The sequence below is a fragment of the Streptococcus sp. CCH5-D3 genome (assembly GCF_001556435.1).
Taxonomy (GTDB): Bacteria; Bacillota; Bacilli; order Lactobacillales; family Streptococcaceae; genus Streptococcus.
The window spans coordinates 71,090-86,848 of the sequence record NZ_LSIW01000060.1; the positions used below are offsets into that span (position 1 = coordinate 71,090).

At 41.6% G+C, this 15,759-nt stretch carries 16 protein-coding genes; 2 read left to right on the forward strand and 14 right to left on the reverse strand.

The window, feature by feature from the left end; all coding sequences use genetic code 11:
- The 7 genes from AX662_RS04005 to AX662_RS04035 all read right to left on the reverse strand — a co-directional run bounded on the left by AX662_RS04005 (position 1) and on the right by AX662_RS04035 (position 8,288).
- Positions 1-513, reverse strand: coding sequence for a hypothetical protein (locus tag AX662_RS04005; protein WP_060971679.1), 513 nt, complete (start codon positions 511-513; stop codon positions 1-3).
- A complete protein-coding gene (locus tag AX662_RS04010) occupies positions 510-2,108 on the reverse strand; it encodes an Hsp70 family protein (protein ID WP_022495864.1) in 1,599 nt (532 codons plus the stop codon). The genes AX662_RS04005 and AX662_RS04010 overlap by 4 nt, the downstream gene beginning before the upstream one ends.
- A 325-nt stretch (positions 2,109-2,433) precedes the next feature.
- Entirely contained in the window at positions 2,434-3,129 is a 696-nt protein-coding gene (locus AX662_RS04015) for a hypothetical protein (protein ID WP_060971680.1), read from the reverse strand.
- Between the two features lie 4 nt (positions 3,130-3,133).
- On the reverse strand, positions 3,134-3,580 hold the full coding sequence (locus AX662_RS04020) for a LytTR family DNA-binding domain-containing protein (RefSeq protein WP_060971681.1): 447 nt from the start codon (positions 3,578-3,580) through the stop codon (positions 3,134-3,136).
- A gap of 210 nt (positions 3,581-3,790) precedes the next feature.
- Entirely contained in the window at positions 3,791-5,521 is a 1,731-nt protein-coding gene (locus tag AX662_RS04025; RefSeq protein WP_060971682.1) for a zinc ribbon domain-containing protein, read from the reverse strand.
- Positions 5,522-5,567: 46 nt separating this feature from the next.
- Positions 5,568-6,785, reverse strand: a complete 1,218-nt coding sequence (locus AX662_RS04030; protein ID WP_060971683.1) for a DUF6574 domain-containing protein — start codon at positions 6,783-6,785, stop codon at positions 5,568-5,570.
- 117 nt (positions 6,786-6,902) lie between these two features.
- A complete protein-coding gene (locus AX662_RS04035) occupies positions 6,903-8,288 on the reverse strand; it encodes a Cof-type HAD-IIB family hydrolase (protein ID WP_060971684.1) in 1,386 nt (461 codons plus the stop codon).
- Positions 8,289-8,358: 70 nt separating this feature from the next.
- Between AX662_RS04035 and AX662_RS04040 the strand changes: the two genes are divergently transcribed.
- On the forward strand, positions 8,359-9,327 hold the full coding sequence (locus AX662_RS04040; protein ID WP_060971685.1) for an asparaginase: 969 nt from the start codon (positions 8,359-8,361) through the stop codon (positions 9,325-9,327).
- A gap of 3 nt (positions 9,328-9,330) precedes the next feature.
- On the forward strand, positions 9,331-9,474 hold the full coding sequence (locus AX662_RS10715; protein WP_171966960.1) for a hypothetical protein: 144 nt from the start codon (positions 9,331-9,333) through the stop codon (positions 9,472-9,474).
- A gap of 49 nt (positions 9,475-9,523) precedes the next feature.
- Here the strand turns inward: AX662_RS10715 and AX662_RS04045 are convergent, their stop codons facing one another.
- The 7 genes from AX662_RS04045 to acpS form a co-directional block, all read right to left on the reverse strand.
- Positions 9,524-9,736, reverse strand: coding sequence for a helix-turn-helix domain-containing protein (locus AX662_RS04045; protein WP_002884695.1), 213 nt, complete (start codon positions 9,734-9,736; stop codon positions 9,524-9,526).
- Between the two features lie 9 nt (positions 9,737-9,745).
- Entirely contained in the window at positions 9,746-10,354 is a 609-nt protein-coding gene (locus tag AX662_RS04050) for a DUF2975 domain-containing protein (protein ID WP_060971686.1), read from the reverse strand.
- Between the two features lie 193 nt (positions 10,355-10,547).
- Positions 10,548-10,985 carry a hypothetical protein gene (locus tag AX662_RS04055; RefSeq protein WP_060971687.1) on the reverse strand — a complete coding sequence of 146 codons (438 nt, stop codon included), beginning with the start codon at positions 10,983-10,985 and terminating at the stop codon, positions 10,548-10,550.
- Between the two features lie 618 nt (positions 10,986-11,603).
- A complete protein-coding gene (locus tag AX662_RS10950; RefSeq protein ID WP_225998843.1) occupies positions 11,604-11,837 on the reverse strand; it encodes a hypothetical protein in 234 nt (77 codons plus the stop codon).
- A 284-nt stretch (positions 11,838-12,121) separates the two neighbouring features.
- Positions 12,122-14,140 (reverse strand): ATP-dependent DNA helicase RecG, encoded by a 2,019-nt coding sequence (recG, locus tag AX662_RS04065; protein ID WP_060971724.1) that lies wholly within the window; start codon positions 14,138-14,140, stop codon positions 12,122-12,124.
- Between the two features lie 132 nt (positions 14,141-14,272).
- Positions 14,273-15,376, reverse strand: a complete 1,104-nt coding sequence (gene alr, locus AX662_RS04070; RefSeq protein ID WP_060971689.1) for an alanine racemase — start codon at positions 15,374-15,376, stop codon at positions 14,273-14,275.
- 27 nt (positions 15,377-15,403) lie between these two features.
- Positions 15,404-15,757 (reverse strand): holo-ACP synthase, encoded by a 354-nt coding sequence (gene acpS, locus AX662_RS04075; protein WP_002891813.1) that lies wholly within the window; start codon positions 15,755-15,757, stop codon positions 15,404-15,406.
- Between the last annotated feature and the right edge of the window lie 2 nt (positions 15,758-15,759).

Genomic DNA, 15,759 nt, shown 5'->3' on the forward strand with positions numbered 1-15,759 from the left:
CTAAGACATAAGTAACATCAAAGCCACAATTAGAATGGCTCCGATAATAAGAACGATGACATTGATATTGAAGAAGAGAATCAAACTTAGTAAAATCACAAAGGCGAAGGCGGCAAAGAGGTAATTTTTAAGAGGTGACTCTTTAGTCTGAGTCACCGCAACAGGTTCAAAAGGGATTTCCTTTTTACCTGATACATTGCTAGCATCAGTGGTCGTCCCCTTCTCAACTTCCAAGGCCTTTCTCTGAGCCTGTCTGAGTTTTCGGTCATATTGTAACTTCTCATGGTCTGAGAAAAAGATTGAGCGAATCGTGTAGAGCTCACTGCGCAAACGCTCACCTTCTTTATCCAAGGTACCATTTGTCCAGAGCTCCTCCAGCTCCTCACGTAAAAAGGAAAGGGCCACGAAACAATCTTGAGCCGACATCTCTGGAGAGATGCGGTTACTGACCTCTCTTAAATAGGGCACTTCCTGTCCTGTCTCTGTATCAATTGCTTTGTAGTAGTCTATCATGAGATGAATTTAGCAAAAATAGCTTGAAGTTCTGACAAATCTTCCTTAACCACTTCTTGGGTTTGGTTGACTTGTGCATTGACTGAAAAGCGTGCCACAACAGTATTGCTTCGAGGGTCCGACACTGTCACGGTAACAATTTGTTCTGAGTCAAAGGCATAGGTGACTTGTGCCAAGAGCTCACCTTTCTGACGAGGTTGTGGCACTTGCCCTTCCACTTGTCCCAAAATCTTCACAGCAAATGGATTTTCATAATTTCCTTCTGTGATACGAAGTTTAAACTTACTCTGTCCATCCACGACCGCAAAGAGATCCTTGGTAACAGCCAAAGGCAAGACTGAGTTACGTGGAACCACGACACTATTATAGTAGTCACCCACAAAACTGTAGTTCTTGTTTGGATTTTTCTTGAAGAGCAGACCGATTCCCTGAGAGGTCACATCCTTGACAACCACTCTATCTGTCTCAGTTGTCTTACCATCCTGGTGCTCAGAGAAGCTAACCTCATTATTGACGATAAGGTCAGCCAAAATAGAAGCTCCCTGTGCCACGATAGTATCTGGATTAAGGTCAAACTTAGGTTCCAAACCACTCATCAAACGAATCATCTGACGAATCATTGGCATACGTGTTGACCCACCCACAAGGAGAATATGGTCAATCTCTTCCCATTTCAAGCCAGATGCTTGAAGGGTAGATTGCACCTTGATTTCAGTATCTTTGAGGAGGTCCAAGGTAATTTCATTGAAAATCGCTTGAGTAATCAAGACACCGTAACCTTGACCATTGACATAGTGCTCATAGAGAGCTTGGTCATTCACAGATAGACTAGTCTTAATCTGCTCAGCCTTATATTGAAGTTGAATTTTTTCCTTCTCGGAAAGGTTAGTCATATTGACCCCTTGTTTTTCCAACTCCTGCATGATGTAGCCCACAAGACGCTTATCAAAGTCAATCCCACCAAGGCGTGAATTCCCGTCAGTTGCCAAAATATCATAGGCATGGTCAGCCACGCGCATGATGGTAACGTCAAAAGTTCCTCCACCAAGGTCGAAGACCAAGACATTTCCTTGAGCATTTTTAGTGTGGGCATAGGCAATGGCCGCAGCTGTAGGCTCATTAATAATACGCAAGACATTAAATCCTGCAATACGACCAGCATTCTTAGTTGCCGCACGTTGATCTGATGTAAAGTAGGCAGGTACTGTGATAACAGCATCCTTGATACCATCTGCTTGACCCATCTCCTGACCAACTACATAGGCACGCTTACGGAATTCGTTCAAAACCAAGGCCGAAAGAATAATAGAATTGACACGTGTGTGGTCTGGTGTATCACTAGCAATTGGACGCCCAATATCACGTTTAAAATCAAATTTAAAGTTTTCTGTACTTCCGATTTCTGTCCCACGTTCAATGGCTTCCTTACCAAAAGACACATGGTTTTGGCCACTAATATTTGAGAAATAAACCGCTGAACGTAAGACCTGATCGTCATTCGTCCCCATCGGAATAATCTCTGGCACATCTTCACGAACAACAGCCATAACGGAATTCGTTGTTCCTAAATCAATACCAATCGCTTTTTTTCTCATAACAATTTCCCTTCTAGCCTCATTTTGAGTTTACTTGACTATCGCTCCAAGCAAGCATCTGCTTAGATGTCTCCATTCATCGCTGTCACATAAAACTCCAAAAGAGTAAAGTTATTCCAGTCTAGTTTTTTTCACTATACTATATTATCACAAAAAAAGAGACTATAAAATAGGAAAAAAGGGAGTAGGACCGAACAACTTTTTAAAAATTGTTCCTTGTCCCACTCCCTTGAGTATTAGTTGATTTGAAAGACTTGATGAACTTAGAAATCCCAGAGCTATTGCCCTCCTAAATTGTCATGTTTATAGCAACTTCTCTCCTAACTTAATCAATTGAACTCTCACCAACATAGATAATTTCTAAATTACCCAAGGAAACATCGCCTTTAATGTAGAAATCCTTGCTAGTCAGGTTACTAGGATTTTCCTCATGTTGTACAGCTGAAAGCGAATTATCCACATTCACATGCACTCTCCAATCACTGGGCACATAGAGACTAAGACTTCCAAGAGAAACGTCCACGTCAAACTGGGCAGACGGCCCCTCAATACGGCAATTATCAAAATAGACGGAAGCCTGTCCTAAACTAACATCTGCACTCCCATGCGTAAATTGCTGGTCATTAAGATACTTAGTCACTGATGAAAAAGTGACATCAATATCATTTCCTCCATTATTAGCGTCTGAGCCAGTAGCACCCAAGCCAAAACGATTCTTTGTTTTACTCGAAGAATGGAAGAGAATGTTCAAGCCAATAACCGCAAGAATGGAAGAAAAAATAAGGACCGAATTAGATACTGGAAGAAAATGGAACTGTCCATTGAGTGAGAAAAGAGCCACAATACCATAGGCGAAACCAAGACCAAAATGTCGCTTCAAAAGACTAGAAAGGGATAAGATAGCCAGTAAGACCACCCAGGCCAACATCCAAATACTAATTTCCCATTTTATAAAGTAGTCTTGTACAATTACCAAAGCCGCCAAAAGGATCAAGAGGATCCCAATTAATTTCTTTCTCATTATCTTACCTCATTTCGTTTAGTCGTTCTTTTAAAACTTGATAGTAGCGTCTTGATACATGGACCTGCTTGTGGGTCTGATAGAAATTCACCGTACTAGTCCCTGAAAAAGACTTCTCCAAAGAATAAATCTGTTTAGCATTAACAATCGTCGATTTGGAAATCCGACAAAAGGCAATCGGAAGCAAGTCTTCCAATTCGTAGAGTTTTTGCTTTACCTCATATGCCTCATCCTTAGTATGACCATAAATTTTCTCCCCGTCTGTTTCAAAAAAGAGAATATCTGCCAAATCCAGAAAATATTCGCTTCGATCCTTATAAAAGGCTAAAGGAACTAATTTTTGCTTTAGAATAGACTCTTGGAGCTGTGCTAATTCCTGTGTTAACCGAGGAGCTCGAATCAAGATTTCAGGCTCATCCATGGATGGGTCTAATTCGATTCTAACTTTCATAATACTCCTTTCCTGTCCTTTTGATGCTTCCATTATAACAAGTGCTTTACACAAAACAAGGCCTTTTAGGTAAGTGGCACAGTTTAGCCCCTAAGAGGTAAAAACGGGCAAACAAAAGAACCTGGCAATTACCAGGCTCTCATTTTTAGTGTGGAGGTCTAGCCTCCTATTTGTAATCTGTTCAATGTTAACCAACTGAGAAAGTAACTGTTATTTCACAGTATTTTCACGGCTCACATTTTGCGATTCACCAGCCTTGCCGTTGATACGATAGTTGCTGTAGTCAGAACTGCTACTGCTAGAATCGCTATCATCGTCTCCAACGTATTCCACATTACAAGACCAAGAGATTTTATCTTTGATATCTCCTGATGACTTGAATTTCGAATCATAACCATAGTAGAAATCATAAACTGCCGTAAAGGTTACCTTGAAGGTCTTCTCACCTGTCTGAACGACTTCTGTGACGTCAACGTCTGAGAAAGTAATACTATCAGCAGCACGGTTTTTAGCACCTGTAGTATTTTTATCAATATCAGCCGTTACATCCTTGTACATGGTATCATCAGTACCATTAAGGAAAATGTCGGATACACCATCTGGTGTCGTGTTATGATTAGAAGCATAGCTGCCAAATTTACCGTAGGCAGCAGTCAAGAGACGATCTGCTGTGTCACGGTCAAGAACACCATCAGCATCTAGAGTAACCGTTTGACCTTCAGAGATTTTCTTAATAGACAATGTCTCTGTTTTAATAGAGCTACCATCTTCGAAATTCTTCTTAACATAAACAGCTGATGAACCTGCTACTGCTACCTTGTTAACATCTAGTTTCCCTGAGTTAAGGGTTCCAACTTTCGTACCACCAACGTAGAGGTCTCCGTCCTTAAGATTAGACTTAACGGTAAAGCTAAGATACTCTACAGAAAGGTTGACTTCTGTTTTAGAGGTCACATTTTCCTCAGATGAGACCGTGATATCTTGGTCATTGACCTTACCAGAAGCCACAAAATTGTAAGTTCCTGGATAGAGATGGTTCAATTTAGCCGTGTAGTTATTGCCATCTGTAGTCGCATAAGAAACCCCGTTAATAGTCACATTCAAATCAGCTGTATTAACGGTTAAATCAACCGTTCCAGGATCTACCACGACTCTCCACTTAGGAAAAATAAGGAACTGACGTCCAACCTTTTGCATACGTTCGCCAGACAGGAGTTGGCTCTTGCTATAGGCTTGTGTACTTTTAGTGTCTGTGTACTTGACTTCGGATGTTTTAATTTCCTTTTTAGTATCAGACCATACTTGGTATTCCAAGCTATCTTTAAAACTCTTCTTAGCTGCTGCTTCATAACGCTCTGCTACTTGACCACGTGAGTAGTAATAAGAACCAAAGCCGTAACCAGCTAGCGCTAAGACTGCTGCAACAACACCAGCAATAATCAGGATTTTCTTTCCTTTAGCCATGGCTGGCTTGGCTGGTTTCGCTGCCTTACCATCTGAGATAAACTGATGGATGGTTGACACATCATAACCTGAAGACTTACCAAGTAGGAATTCCTCAGGAAGAGGCTGACGTCCAACATAGGTTTTAAAAGCCTTCATCCAGATGGCTTGTGCTTCTTTAGAAGCGGCCTCTGAATTCTCTTCAGTTTGACCTTGATCTGCTTGAGATACTGGTGAAAGCTCCTCAATTTCTAAAGGAGTCGTTTCCTCTTCATCACCAAGCGGTACATCTTCAAACACTTCCTCGGCAACGTCATACTCATCAACTTCTTCTGTTGGTTCAGAAGGAGTGGCCTCTTGGTCCAAGCCCATTGCCGCAATGCCTTTAATAGCCTTTAAGTCAAAGTCTGCTTTCTGGCCTTCTTCAATCTCCAAAGCATGGGGCGGACGACCAACTGCCTTTTCAAATAAATCGATCCACTTTTCTTTTGTTGCCATAAAGACTCCTATAAACTTGCTTTTTCAAAAATCGTCAGAGGTTTACTTAGAATAGAAGACCTACTGTAAATGATGACATGATAGCAAATACGATTGCAAACAAGATTGACAAAATGACACCATTCAAAAGTGCTGCCAAAATCATTTGATAGAATTTATCAGCCTTCCACGCTGTTGTTACAGGAACAATTGTAAATAGATTAGCAATTGCAAATAAGAAGTAAACAACATAGAACAAGAATCCTGGGAAGGCAACAAGTCCAATAGCTCCCAACAAGATTGTTACTAGCAAGATTGGCAAGGCCAATGATGTCAAGCGACCAAAACGGTCAAAGCTATTCAAGAAAGTAGTCTCAGGGTCACGGAAGATAGCCTTACGTGTTACAAATCCTGCCAAGATAAAGGCAAAGATAAAGAGGAAGGCAGCTAGGATACTTGCGAAGAAGGCTCCAAAACCAATGCTAGATGTATGACTTGAAATTGAAGATGAGTAACTATCTGTTCCATAAGAACCAAACATACTAGACAATGCATTTGTTGTTGATACAACTGGGCTAATAAATTTACGTGCCACAGCGCTCAAGATTGCAAAGAAGGCAAGTCCAGTGAAGAGTGACAAGAAGATATAGTTAAGCCAACCATTGTGTTTACCATAGTCTGTCATGTCAGCTGGACGACGCCATGCATTAAGCAACCATGTCCAGTAGTTTTTGAAAGTTGTCGCAAATGCTGATGGTTGTGCAGGGACAACTACAGCTTGACCATTGATAAATTGAACGTTTTGACCTGGTTGAAGAGGTTGACCGTTAGCAAAAGCTGTTTGTTGACCAGCTTGAGCATTCGCAAAACCAGCTTGTGGTTGCACTGCTTGATTTGGCACTCCTTGTACTGGAGCAGTTTGAGCCCCTGCAAAGGTTGGTTGTGCTTGAGCAGCCTGAGCATTTGCAAAAGGAGCTTGCGGTTGTGCTTCTTGTACACTTGCAAAAGTCGGTTGTTGTTGCGCTTCTTGTGCACCAGCGAAAGTTGGCTGTGGTTGCGCCTCTTGTGCACCAGCGAAAGTTGGCTGTGGCTGCGCCTCTTGTGCTGGTGTTTCTTGGGTACTAGCGAAAGCTGGTTGCGCTGGCGCTTCTTGTGCTGGAGCAGTTTCTACAGCTGGGGCGTCATCTTGGAACTCACCAGCTGCTAGTGCTGCTGCAATTTCTTCTTCAGTCGCTGAACGACCATTGATGGCTTCAAAAAAATCTAACCAATCTGCTTTAGTCATAATATTCTCCTTAAAAATACATAGAATGACTTTATTTTATCACAAATAGAGCTATTAATAAATGTCATTTTTATTAGAAAAAGGTTCGGAACAGACTGTCCAAACCTTTTTATCTTCTTATTTATTTCTTTGGATAGATTTCTGAATCTGACGATCCAACTCTCGTTTTATATGAGGTTCTGGCGCAAAGCGCTCTTCCCAGTCACTCGGTTTAAGGATTTTATGAGTCACTGGATCAAAGTGAGCCTTGCCATCTGGGAAAATTTTACCCATATTAGCCTCATGAACGGTATCAAAGAAAGGCTTAGGATCCACCCCCATAAGAACAAATGAACCATAGGTCAAATAAAGCAAGTCTGTCAAAGCATCCACCTGGCCAACCATAGTTGACTCTGGGTGCTCCTTAGAACTAACCTTGAGCGCAGCCTTATCAAGAGCGACATGTAGATCCAAAACAGCTTGTCCAAAGACACGCTTGTCCCCACCTGATGAAGCATAAAGGAATTCGACGATTTCTTCCAACTTGAAGTCCGAACGATGACTAGCTTCTTCTATACTATAGACACGAGGCATATCATTGGTAGAGCCATCCATCAAATGGTGGAAATCCTTAACCTTGTTAAAGTTGTCATCATCACTGGTGAATGAATTCTCTGTTTCAAAGTGAATCAAACCATAATGGGACAAGGCTTTTGCAATCCCGTTTTGGTTATTGGTATCAGTGACATGGGTAGCTTGGTCTTTCAGTTCGTCTTCACCATTTCCCATGGCAACACCAATACCAACACCAGATAGCATTTCTAGGTCATTTTCCGAATCTCCGAAGGCCATAACCTCGCTGAGTTCGAAACCAAAAACCTCACCTAGATGGGCAATTCCTTTAAGTTTAGACTGTCCAGCTGAAATGATATCAGCTGAATAAGGGCTCGAACGTGTAATCTTCACGTGTGGAAATTTTTCCTCGATAGCCTGGGTTTCACCCACTGTCGCTACCATAACCACCTGATAAACTGGCTCGCGCATGATAGTTTTAAGGGTCTCCATGCTTTGTGGCTTGAAACGACGAATTAAGGATTTGAAACTACGTTCCACCATCTTAGCCCAAGACTTTGGTACAATACGGCTTACCATTTGCCCAAACTTGCTAGTCCCCATACTGATGATATTGGAACCAACCAGTCCTGTGCTAGTCCCCAGAGAAATCTCTCTACGGTGCTTGGTAGCATAGCGGATCAAGTTGTAGATAGTTGATTTAGGGAGCTGGTTTTGATAGAGAACCTTGTCGTGGGTCAAGATATACTGACCATTATAAGTCACTGCAAAATCCAGACCCAGATTGTCCATGAAAGGCTGAACAAATCCTGGACCACGACCAGTTGCCAAACCAACTAAGATACCATCTTCCTTCATTTGACTGATGGCTTTTTTGGTTGAACTAGACACGCGTTTTCGGTCATTTAGAAAAGTCCCATCAATATCAAAAAAGACTGCTTTAATGGCCACAGAGCTCCCCTCCTTCTAACATTTTATGCTAAAATAAATTATAACATAAATATGATAGTGAGTAGTATAAATGACAAAAAAAATCCTAGTCCTTCACACTGGAGGGACCATTTCCATGTCAGCGGATAATGATGGTAGGGTCAGGCAAAACGCTGATAATCCCATGAACCATGTGGGACTTGATTTAGATCATTTAGAACTAACCGTTCTCGATTTTCTTAATATCCCTAGCCCACATATCACACCCTACCACATGCTGGATATTTACAAAAAAATCAAGGAAACAGCTGGTCAATATGATGGTGTGGTCATCACTCATGGGACAGATACCCTGGAAGAAACAGCCTACTTCCTAGATACCATGGCCGTCCCTGAGATTCCAATCGTTCTAACTGGTGCCATGCGTTCGTCAAACGAGCTAGGAAGCGACGGTGTCTATAACTATCTCTCAGCCCTACGCGTTGCTAGCGACGACAAGGCCGCTGACAAAGGAATCCTGGTCGTGATGAATGATGAAATCCATGCAGCCAAGTATGTGACTAAGACCCATACCACAAACGTGGCAACCTTCCACACACCAACCCATGGTCCACTAGGTATTATCATGAAGCATGACATCCTCTGGTTCAAAACTGCTGAGCCTCGTGTTCGCTTTGACTTGGAACAAATCACAGGAACAGTACCAATCATAAAAGCTTATGCAGGGATGGGGATTGGAGATGGTATCATCAGTCTCCTGGATCCGGAGAAGATTGACGGTGTCGTCATCGAAGCCCTGGGTGCTGGAAACCTCCCACCACTAGCTGCAGGAGAAATCACAAAGCTTATGAAAAAAGGTGTCCCTGTTGTGCTCGTTTCCCGCTGCTTTAACGGTATCGCCGAACCTGTCTACGCCTATGAAGGGGGTGGGGTCAAACTCCAAGAAGCTGGCGTAATGTTTGTTAAAGAACTCAATGCACCAAAAGCTCGCCTCAAACTCCTCATCGCACTCAGTGCCGGACTCAAAGGTCAAGAATTGAAAGACTATATCGAGGGATAAGACATGAAACTTAGTATTGAAGCAACCGATAAATTGGAAAATAAAGATTTCCACTATGAACTAACCATCTCAAAAACACATATCGCCATGGTCTGTGGTACCGTGCTAGCCAGTCTAGCCCTGGTCGCATGGTTGAAGAAAAAATAAAAAGCTTGAAGCATGGTCACCAGAAAGGTGACTGAAATGCTTCAGGCTTTTAGTTTTCTTCGTCAGGTCTATATTCAAGAATATCTCCTGGTTGGCAATCTAACTCTTTACAAATAGCGTCCAGTGTTGTAAAACGGATTGCCTTGGCCTTGCCTGTCTTAAGAACCGAGAGATTGGCTGGGGTAATACCAATCCGTTCTGCCAGCTCACCCGAGCGCATCTTCTTCTTGGCAAGTTCAACGTCCAAATTGACAATAATCATAAGCCCCTCCTAAATCGTATACTCATTTTCCTCAGCAATGGCATTAGCCTTAGTCAAAATCATAGCAACAGCATAGAGGACAAAGCTAACTAGCAAATAACTGATATTAAAGAAACTATAACTCTGGTTGCCTGTTCCAAATGTAAAGATACCATTATTGATAAAAGCCCCAAGAACTAGCAAATGCGCTGACCAACGAACCAACTTGGCATTTTTAGCGATGAAAATATCAGAACGATAAAGGTTAATCAGAAAGGCACGTAGGCACAACAAGAAACCTATGTTGACTACCATACGAAGGAAATCAATGGTTGCTGCAAAAAGCGTCAGACTAGTGCTACTACTTTTCACGGTAACTCCCGAACCGAGAAGCATACGCAAACCTTGTTGTAAGAGTCCTTCATGACCAGTCAGAATAAAGGCGTCATTAAGAATGGTAATAACAAGACTTAAAAAGCCCGCAAAAAGGAGGACATTAACGAACAAGAGAACACTACGAAGTCGTTTTTGTTCTTGCGTTTCCTGACGATTTTTAGCACTTTTAGCCGATTTCCAACCATAATAACTAGAGCCAGCCAAGGCTAGGACGATTAAAAAATAGAATAAGATAGTTGTCATGTGTTACCTCGATTGTAAATACATTTTGATTTTTTGGGAGTATAGACTAGAAAAAGCCAAGGTGCCTCTAGGAGTCCTTAACCTTATACTAAATCAGCAGCTAACTATTAACAGTATCAATTATATCGAATATCAATATAAAATACTAGTTTATAGATAAGATTTTACTACTTTTCAAATAAGATTCCTTCAATTATTTGACAGCTGTTTGTCCCTTACGAAGACGAACAGCATCACAAGCTAGAGAGACCAAGAGGAGCCAGACTGATGTGCTGAAGTCCACTACAAGGTGATTAGTCGTTCCCAACTGTAAGAAGATATTCAAGGCTGATGGCACAAAGGTTAGAAGAGCAGCCTTTTTCAAGAAGAGAGAAAAATCTTCTGTCCAAAATGCCTTCCAAGTAAAGTCTTTAAACTCTTTACGAAGGAGACAAATCAAGGCAAGATAGAAGGCAAATTGTAACTCTGATACAAGCCAGTAACCCCATCCAGAAAGGTAATGAACCTCAGCACCTGGGAAAAGATTAGTCACATCAACAAAAGGAAGGATAAGTAAAGCAAGCATTGCAAGACCGTAGATTGCCATAAGAAGAATAAGAACTGCGTTGATGATTGATTTAAGTGTTTTCATGATAAGTATTTCCTTTATTAAATAGTTTTTGGTATATAATTTCTCTTTTTCGCGAATAAGATTATCTTTATCGAAAACTTATTATCGTTTATCGATAATTATATATTACACTCTTTATTTCTCCTTGTCAACACATTTTTATCGTTTTTCGATATTTTTTATCTAAAATTCAAAAAATAAAAACCAGTCATGAAAATCTCAACTGGTTAGCTTACTTATGTTAATCGCCTAGACTGGTCATGCTTCCGTCTAGACTTTTTATGATTTTAAGAAGAGGGATTCTACGTAATGAAAAAAGGAAAAAGGGATTTTGGAAAATGAGGGATGAAAGTTGTAGAATATGGGTAAATTTAGCCTCTTCCTAGCATCAATACTAGTTTTGATAAACCTTAAAGTCTTGAGGATCCTTTTGGAAATTTGGGTTGTAGGTTACTTTAATTTTTACTGTCATTGTTATGTCCTCCTTTTTAGGAATGGTTTGGCCTAGCCAAAACGTTTTATTATCAAAACCTATCTCGTTTTGATGGTTTTATTATAGGTTGCCTAACTTAAAGAAAGCTTGTAATAAGCTTGAAGGAAACTTAAAACTCTCAGTGAGTTTACTGAGAGTTTTTCTGTCTAAAGCATGGATAAAATAATTCCCAAGATCAGAGCCACCCAAACGGCATAGCGAATTGTCGCATGATAGCGGTAACTTTCAATAACCTTGGGTAGCTTTGTAAAGAGATAGGCAATGTAGGCAACTATGGAAAGAAAATACCCTTTAAAATTCCAGGACGAGCCTAAGATACTAAAATCTTCGAATAGGGGCACAAGCATCAGTACAGCCGTAATCATACACCAGACTGGCAAAAGCGTCCTTTCCTTTTGATGCTGTATATGGATAATCAGTTGAGCTATGAAACCAGCTACATACATAATGAATAGTACTGAACATAGTAGAGAGATAAGAAGTGAATAAAGATATAGGGTATGAAAGTCTGTCTTTCCTTCTATCAGCTTTGTCAATTCGGTAATAAACCAAATCAAGATGAAGGCGAAAAAATAAAATATAAGACCTAACATCATAAGAAATAAGGGATGCAAGATTGCAAAAAAATCGAGTTTTAACCGTCTTTTGTTCATTGGTTTCCTCCTCAATCAAACTCGCCTTGGCTTCTCAAATGTGCTCCTAGCACCTGCCATTCAGGATTCTCTCGCCAGTTAGGGTCAGATACAATTTGGCTAGCCACCCGTCTGGCTTCCTCTAAGATATTGTAGTCTTCCACAATATCGGCCACCTGAAATTCAGGAATACCTGACTGACGTGTCCCAAAGATTTCACCTGAGCCACGCATTTTAAGATCCTCCTCAGCTAGAACAAAGCCATCCGTGGTCTCACACATGGCCTGCATGCGTTTTTTACCAGTATCATTTTTAGGATTAGCCACCAAAACACAGTAGGACTGCTTATCGCCACGACCTACACGCCCTCGAAGCTGGTGAAGCTGGCTAAGTCCAAAACGATCCGCATCCATAATGACCATAACTGTAGCATTTGGCACGTTAACACCTACTTCGATAACTGTGGTTGATACTAAAATCTGAGATTTTCTGTCCTTGAAATCTTGCATAATTTGGTCTTTTTCATCATTTTTCATACGACCATGCATCAGACCTACTGTAGCTGAATCCCCAAAGAACTCTGTGAGTTCCTGATGAAGAGCCACCGCATTTTTCAAATCAAGAGCCTCAGACTCTTCAATCAGAGGAGAAATAAAATAGACCTGAGCATCTTTTTCCAACTCCCCCTTAATCCAAGTCAGTACGGTATCTAACTGCTCATGTTTAACCCAACGGGTAATAATGGGCTTACGTCCAGCTGGCATCTGGTCAATGATAGATACATCCATCTCCCCAAAGGCAGTGATCGCCAAAGTCCTAGGAATGGGTGTTGCCGTCATCATGAGGACATCAGGATTGTCACCCTTCTTACGGAAAATACGACGTTGATTAACCCCAAATCGGTGCTGTTCATCAGTAATGACTAGCCCAAGACTATGATAAGTCACTGCATCTTGAATCAACGAGTGGGTTCCCACAATCATCTGAGCCTCCCCAGACTCGATTTTGGAAAGGGCTACTTTCTTATCCGCCGCCTTCATTCCAGAAGTTAGGAGCACTACCTCTAACTCAGGAAAAAGCCCCTGTAAACTCTGATAATGCTGCTCTGCTAAAATTTCCGTCGGTACCATGAGGGCAGACTGAAATCCTGCCGTATAGGCCCCATACATAGCCAAGCTAGCGATAACTGTTTTCCCTGAGCCCACATCTCCTTGCAAGAGATGGTTCATATGAGCCCCAGATTTCATATCAGCTAGGATTTCCGATAAACTACGCTGTTGGGCCTCTGTTAAGGGGAATGGTAATGCTGCAATTTTGGTTTTGATTTTGGCTTCATCGTAAGCAATTGCTAGACCATTAGTTTCGGACTTATTTTCAGCCTTCAGCACCTGTAAATTCATCTGGAAATAAAAGAGCTCCTCAAACTTGGTCCTACGTAGAGCCTGCTTATATTCAGCCAAATCTTTCGGAAAATGCATGGCACGCACAGCCTCTTGACGTCCCATGAGACGGTACTTGTCCAGCAGCACCTGAGGGAGATTTTCCTCCAACAAATTAAGGGCCCCACTATCAAAAGCTGCCTTTATGGCCTTTATCAGTTGGGCCTGACTAACACCCTGGGCCACATGGTAGACTGGCTGCATATCGTCCTCAACTTGAGCCAGGACTTTCATACCAGTCACAGCAGACTTCTTCTGGTCCCATTTGCCAAAAATAGCCACTTCTGCCCCCATCTCAATCTTATCCACAAGATAAGGTTGGTTGAAGAAACTAATGGCAATCACAGCCTCTCCTTGCTTGATTTTAAAACTCAGACGATTCCGTTTAAAGCCATAATACTGCACATTGGCAGGCGTCACCACTGTTCCCGTAATAACAGCCTTTTCGCCATCCATCAGTTCAAAGATAGACTTACTCTTAAAATCCTCATATCGGAAAGGAAAATAAAGCAAGAGGTCCCCAACCGTGTATAAATCTAATTTGGTAAATTTTTCAGCGGACTTAGGCCCAAAGCCTTTCAAATCCGCAATTGGTGAATCTAGTTGAATCATATCCTCTATCATTTCTATCGTGTTCTTCTTCCCGTGAAAAAGGAAGCCTTATCAGCTATTATAACACATGAAAATACTCTTCACTAAAACCAAAAAATCCAGCATCAAACTGGATTTCTCTTTTTATTGATATTAATCATAGCTACGAGGTACGCGGTCACTAAGTAAACAAAGAACTTCGTAGTTGATAGTGCCACGTTTTTCAGCCACCTCTGTCGCAGTAATACTTGCTCCCCCATTTTCACCCATAAGAGTGACAGGAGTTCCTAGGGGATAAACCTTAGGAAGACGAACGGTAATCTGGTCCATAGACACACGCCCAACAATAGGACAAAACTGTCCATCCACAATAACGTGGAAACCTTGTAAATCTCTAGTCCAACCATCCGCATAGCCAATCGGAATGGTTCCAATAACCTCATCAGCTGTCGTCGTATAGGTTGCACCATAACCCACATCTTGACCTGCTGGTAGGATCTTAACATGAACAAGTGCAGTATCCAAACTTAAAGCAGTACGAATGTTATAGGGAAGGTCTAAAACACTACCACTAGGATTGAGACCATAGATAACAACACCTAGACGTACCGCATTAAAGACTGTTTCTGCATGCCAGATACTCGTCGCAGAGTTGCTAGCATGTACCAAGCGAGGACGGTCCACCAAGTTATTAACTAAGTCCGTGAAGAAGGCCAATTGACGCTTGAATTTACTATCATCTGCCTCATCAGCCGTTGCAAAATGAGTAAAAATACCTTCGACATCCGCACCAAGTGATTTAAGACCAGCAATCAAGCTATCCGCATCCTCTTGGCTACGCACCCCAATACGGCCCATACCTGAATCAACCTTAATATGACAGGTCAAACCAGTTAAATCAAGCCCTTGATCCTTAACCATTTCCAACCACTCTAGCGAAGCTACCGTCAGCGTGATGTTTTCTTGAATAGCCAAAGGAACCTCGTCTGGCAAGACGACTCCTAAAATAAGTATCGGTTGCTCTAAGCCAGCTTGACGAAGTTCAAGCGCCTCGTCTAGGTTGGAAACACAAAAACCATCCACCTGCTTAGATACATGCTTGGCCACTTCGACAGCGCCATGACCATAAGCATTGGCCTTAACAACTGCAAAAGTCTTTACCTGTTTAGGGATGTGACTAACCACTTGTTCAATATTTTCTGAAATTGCTGATAGATCAACCTTTGCCAAGGTTGGTCGATGTAAACTTGAAATCATAAGTTATCCTCTTCCAACATCTATCTCTTAGTTTTTTTCTAAAATGACACTTGCCTGAACAAAATCACCGCTATGGGAAATCGAGATAAAAACCTTGCCTTCAAAAGGTGATTGGGTCACCACTGGAGCTCCCTTGTCATTGGTCAATATTTCAATATCCTTAAATCCTACTGCTCCAATACCAGTACCCCAGGCCTTCGAAAATGCTTCCTTACCGGCCCAGCGCCCTGCTAAATAGGACATCTGACGATTGCCAGAAAGGGATTCAAAACGCTCCCACTCTTTGGGTGTCAATACCTTTTTTGCAAAGCGTGGATTGCGGTCATAAGCCTTTTTTACAGCTGAAATTTCCTGCAAGTCTATACCATGTCCAAAAATCATAA